1 protein-coding gene and 1 pseudogene are annotated in these 3,703 nt (G+C 63.2%); one reads left to right on the top strand and one right to left on the bottom strand.

The window, feature by feature from the left end; all coding sequences use genetic code 11:
- Nucleotides 1–27: 27 nt before the first annotated feature.
- Nucleotides 28–1,107, bottom strand: coding sequence for a hypothetical protein (locus AC5JJ6_RS04125; RefSeq protein ID WP_496040830.1), 1,080 nt, complete (start codon nucleotides 1,105–1,107; stop codon nucleotides 28–30).
- A gap of 333 nt (nucleotides 1,108–1,440) precedes the next feature.
- Here AC5JJ6_RS04125 and AC5JJ6_RS04120 point away from each other — a divergent pair.
- A pseudogene (locus AC5JJ6_RS04120) lies at nucleotides 1,441–2,362 on the top strand (IS5 family transposase).
- Nucleotides 2,363–3,703: the final 1,341 nt, after the last annotated feature.

The raw sequence follows: 3,703 nt of genomic DNA, 5'->3' as shown, positions 1-3,703 counted from the left end.
CAGCGAATCACAGATGATCAGCAGTGGCTAGCTATTTCGCGGTCGGGACACTAGCGCAAAAGTCCGCTCGGCAACACGCTCCTCAAGCCCCTCGTTAGCAACGATCAGGGCACGCTCCCGCTTGCGGACCACCAAGGAAAGAGCCAGAAGGGCTAGTGTTGCAGGACCTGCAACGCCAAGTAGAGCTCGCAGTGTTGCGAGCCATGCCGTGACCACTTCCGACCTGCCGCGAGCCGCGGAGACGTAGACGGGCCACCCCTCCACCCGGCGGTAGGCGCCGATCCGCACCACGCCATCGATTCCCGAGGGCGCCACCACGAGAGCACGCTCAACCCCAGCGCCCATAGCTTTCAGCATGCCGCTGTCTGGTGAGAGCCGCAGTGGCAGCTGTTCGGGCGATGAGATCGAGCGGGACAAGACTTCACCGTCAATGCGGACAAGGGCGAGGGCATCGCCCGGCCGGCCGGATATCTGTCGCAACCCCGCGCCAATCTCCTCGATTTCGACCGACACGTTGGCCTGGCCGTCGAAGGTGCCGGGTGGAAGATCCGCATTACCCGTACCTCGGCGTGGTCGCGCCACGGCGAAGAAGAGGTTGTTCTCGAGGCGGCCTCGATAGACGCGGGTGATCGCGACAGCCGGCCGATCCGACGCAGACAGTATTTGGTGGAACTCGCGATCCGAGAAATTCGCCTCGCGGGGAACCGGATAGAGGCTGGCGCTGACCAGGAGGCGCCCAAAGCGATCGCCGACATAGGCCGTCTGGAGCTGCGGAGTTTCAGTAACGAGGGTGCGCAGCAACCGGTGAAGCTCGCCTTCGCGCGTCCGGATCTCCTCGTCCGTCAAGCCACGGAGAAGGTCGTTGACGCGGTCCACAGCGGTGCGATGCGCATCAAGAACGCGCCTTGCGTATTCAGCCGCCGCATCTGCCGTGCGCAGGACGTCTGCCTCAGCCTCGCGCCAGGTGCTGCGCCACGAGAGCCACGCCCCTAAGCCTGTGAGAAGAAGAGGCAGCGCCACGGCCGCGGCGAGCAGCAGGTTGATGGCAAGCGATCGTGTCGTTGAGTGCAGTGGCAGGGTGGACGGTGCGAAGAATGAGCCGCGCACTCCTAGAAGACTGGCGCGAGGCGCCGCCTGACGCGACCCTGGCAACCTCCCCTTAGCGCTCGCATGCGGCTCTCCCATGACACCCACGGCAGCTACTACCAGGCGACTGCATACAGCGCCGGCGGGTTCTTTGCGAGAGCCAGATGATTTGATGCACATCGCTCGCTTCCGGTACCCGGTCTGGCTTGTCAGGAGCGCTTGCCCGTGGGTGCGTGTGGTGGACGGATGGGCTCGACTGGCATTGCCGGGGTAGGATAGGGCCAGGGCCATGCCCGATCTCGTCGCGGGGCGCCCCGCTTACCATACAAAGCCAATGCTGACCGGCGGCACCACATTTCACGCCAGCACCACGGGGTGACGAGTTGGCCTGCCTACGAAGCTGGTCTGCGGGCACGCGGCAGCCTGACCTTGTGGTTCACGCTGGAGGCGATCAAGGCATGCGGGCTGAGCGGCAGACCACCCGGGCGGGCAGCCGCGCTACTCCGCCCTGGCGATCACCACAGCGCTGACCTTGCGGACGGTGTTCGACCTGGCGCTGCGCCAGACGGAGGGCTTTATGGTCTGCATCAACCTGCTTGGCCTCGACCTCGCCGTATCCGACTACAGCACGATGAGCCGCCGGCCGAGACGCTGGAGGTGCCGCGTCCTCGCCCTGGGCGCGAGCCCGTGCATCTGCTGGTGGACAGCACGGGATTGAAGCTCTGCGGCCCCGGCGAGTGGCTCGTGGGAAAGCACGGTACGGGACGTGGCGCGGGTGGCGCAGCTCCATCTTGCCACCGACGCTGACACCAGGCGGATCGTCGCGTCGGAGTTGACCGGCAAGGATACCGATGACGGCTCGCGGGTCGGGCCTTTGCTCAACCAGGTTGGCGGACCAGTGACGTCCTTCACCGGCGATGGAACCTACGACCGGGATGACGTTTACGCCGGGGTCGCCACGCGGCATCCGGCGGCCGGCGTCATCGTTCCACCCCGATTGAGTGCGGTACAGAGCGATACAGCTAAGACCGAGCCGACGCAGCGGGACCGACATCTGCAGACCATTGCCGATCGCGGCCGCATGGGCTGGCAGCGGGCGTCAGGGTACAACTGGCGTGCCCTTGTGGAGTCTGACATCTCGCGGTGGAAGCGCGTCATCGGCGACGGCCTACGCTCGCAGACCGACGGACGTCAGGAAGCCGACGTTGCCGTCGCCGTCGACGTGCTGAACCGCATGCTCGAACTCGGACGCCCGGAGTACGTCCGCCTCACATGAGCTTAGATCAGGGTAGGATGCCATGCGCCTACACCCGCGAGCCATGCAACACGGTGGCTGTGACGGTCAAGCCTGTGCCAAGTAGCGGCGTAATCACCCCAACGTCAGCGCTGCCAGCGCTGCGACTGCGGACAAGGTCAGCAGAAACAGCAGCCCAGTGCTAAACACCTGGCTGTGCTCTCGCCGCCGGCCTCGGCGGGTGAGCACCCAGCCGATCCGCACTCCCAGCTCGTTGTACGCTGGTTCTATCAGCCCCTCCCGCTGAGCCTGTGCCAGAGGGTTCGCTCTCATTCTTTGTCTGAAAATCCTAGAGATTTATAACGAACTTTCCGCTTCCCGCGCCTCGCGCCGGATACGATCCAAGGTGTCGTGGTACCCGCTGTAGTAGAGTCGTTCGGAGTATACGATCCAAGGTGTCGTGGTACCCGCTGTAGTAGAGTCGTTCGGAGTACGTGCGGGCGAGTAGGGAGTGCTCATACAGGCAGGGACGGCCTGCCAGTGCGTCAGCCTCACCCTGAGCGTAAGGCGTTTTGGCGTCACCTTGAGCACCGCGAACTTTGCCTTGACCAGGCCGAGCTGGAGCCGAATCACGCCTACCCACCCTACGACCGCGTTCCGGACCTATTGCTCGATAGCCAAGCAACATGACACCGCCTATCACAAGCGAGAGCAGCATCCCTGCGTAACTGATGCAGCAAGAATATCCGAGAATTTGGACTTCTGACATCATCGGCTGTGCACCAAGCCGCCATACCATTGCGGCTACGGCATCACAGCTTTCGTGTCAATAGTCCGCGCTTATCTCAATTTTGTTAAGTGCGAGCCAGGAGCTTGTGACGGGGCGAATAGGCCCCCGGTTTCCACCAGTGGTTCGTTCAGACCAGCCGATGCTGTGCCGCAGGACGGGCTTGGTTGAGCCAAGGTTTGGCCTGGGCCGAGGTCATTCATGCAGGTCTGCTAGTCCTCTGCATCGTAGCGCCGCATCGCGTCGCGTAACGCTTACCACTCCATACCTGTGAGGCACGTCGCCTTGAGGTCCGCGCAGGGGTCGGACAGGAACCATAGGCAACGCCAGGACAGGTTTCCGGGAGGCAGCAGCCGACACTGGCCTGCAGCAAAAAGCCTCGAGCGCCGAGCAGCAGCGCTGAGACCTCACGCCGTCCAAACACGCAGCTGTGTATCCATTTCGGATCGGCTTCCGTTTCGTGTGAATTTTTGGCTGGGGCCAACTGTCTTATGTCATTGCTGCGCTGCAAGGACGGTTGTGCATGCTCCTCCTCTCCACAAAACATGACGAAGGTTGGAGCCGCATTCGCCGCTTTGTTACTCGGATGCCGCGAT

This window comes from Skermanella sp., assembly GCF_059503625.1.
The sequence above is the reverse complement of the archived record's forward strand: the minus strand, read 5'-3'. Positions and strand labels throughout refer to the sequence as shown.